Here is a 1,593-nt window from a genome sequence, read left to right as displayed (position 1 = left end):
TCTAAGAAAAGCACCTGTTGATGGTGGAATTGTACCGATAGAGTCGACTTTTTTATGGCTCACTCTGATAAAACCAGATCCACTTTACATATTACCTGTATTAAATGGATTAGTTGCATTTGCACAGCAAAAAATTATGGGATCAGATTCTAATCCTCATATGAAGAGCATGATGTACATGTTCCCTATTATGATGGTTTTTATATCTTATAAAATGCCTGCAGGTCTTCAAATTTATTGGTTAACCTCTAGTGCTGCTGGTATACTTCAGCAATATTATGTAATGAAAAGAGGAGATGAAGCATAATGAGTAGCGTTGTTGAGATAAAAGCAATGACAAAGGAAGAAGCTATTCAGAGAGCACTGAAAATCTGCGAAGCTAAAATTGAGCAGGTTGTAAAAGTTGAAGAAAAAATAAAATCTAAATCCTTTCTTGGATTCTTTAAAAAAGAAGGACTCTTTGAAATAGAGATAAAAAAAGAAAAAGAAGCAGAATCAGAAGTAACAAAAAAAGCCCAGGAAATATTGGATTATATGGGTCTAAATCTTCAGATGGAAATATTAAAATCAAGTGATCATTTTGTACTTCTTAATTTATACGGTGAAGATAACGGTATTATTATAGGGAAAAAAGGAAAGACTTTGAATAGTTTTGAGTACCTATTAAACAGCCTTGTTAAAAACATGAAGGTTGAAGTTGATGTTGAGGGATTCAAAGAAAAGAGAGCCAACACTTTGAGAGATCTTGCGAGAAAAATGTCTGAAAAAGCTTTAAAGTCAGATAAAGCAATAAGGTTAAACCCGATGCCTCCAAGAGAAAGAAAAATAATTCATGAAATTGTAAATAAATATGAGGATCTAGACACTTACAGTGAAGGTAGAGATCCAAAGAGATATATTGTTATAAAAAAGAAGAGGCAAGGATAGTATGTTTGATACAATAGCTGCCATTTCTACCCCTAGAGGCGAGGGTGGGATAGGAATAGTGAGAATGTCCGGAGACGATTCTGTAAAGATATTGTCAAAAGTATTCAGAGCAAAATCAGGAAAAAATGCAGAATTTCTTAAAAGTCACACTATAAATTATGGTCATATCTATGATGGGGATATTCTTTTAGACGAAGTCATGGTATCTTTTTTGAAAGGTCCTAAGACTTATACTACAGAAGACATTGTAGAGATCAACTGTCATGGCGGGTATCTTATTACAGAAAGAATTTTGGAACTTCTTCTGAAAAAAGTAGCCAGAATAGCAGAGCAGGGTGAATTTACAAGAAGAGCTTACTTAAACGGAAGATTAGATCTCACTCAGGCTGAAGCTGTAATGGATATAATTCACGGAAAGACAGATAAAAGTATCTCTCTTTCTCTAAATCAGCTGAGAGGTGACTTAAAAACTCAGATAGGTATACTGAAAAAAATGATCCTTGATGTAGCAGCCCATGTCAATGTAGTATTAGATTATCCAGAAGAGGGGATAGATGACCCGCTACCAGATAACCTAATGGATAATTTGATAGAGGTTTTAGAAACATCTGATACTCTGATAGCTTCATATGCTAAGGGTAAAATGATAAAAGAGGGTGTAAAAAC

General features: G+C 34.1%; 2 protein-coding genes and 1 pseudogene. All 3 read left to right on the top strand.

The window, feature by feature from the left end; all coding sequences use genetic code 11:
• The coding region (locus ABZA26_RS14735) for a YidC/Oxa1 family membrane protein insertase (RefSeq protein ID WP_372715240.1) at positions 1-307 on the top strand (307 nt) is incomplete at its 5' end.
• On the top strand, positions 307-927 hold the full coding sequence (jag, locus tag ABZA26_RS14730) for an RNA-binding cell elongation regulator Jag/EloR (protein WP_372715239.1): 621 nt from the start codon (positions 307-309) through the stop codon (positions 925-927). The genes ABZA26_RS14735 and jag, both read left to right, overlap by 1 nt.
• 1 nt (position 928) lies before the next feature.
• Positions 929-1,593, top strand: a pseudogene (locus ABZA26_RS14725) (tRNA uridine-5-carboxymethylaminomethyl(34) synthesis GTPase MnmE); the annotation flags it as partial.

The organism is Ilyobacter sp. (assembly GCF_041583315.1).
Classification (GTDB): Bacteria; Fusobacteriota; Fusobacteriia; order Fusobacteriales; family Fusobacteriaceae; genus Ilyobacter.
This window is presented reverse-complemented; position numbering and strand designations above follow the sequence as displayed.

Excerpts from the sequence above, each read along its gene's own strand:
- jag (WP_372715239.1), top strand. The coding sequence starts at position 307 with ATGAGTAGCGTTGTTGAGATAAAAGCAATGACAAAGGAAGAAGCTATT.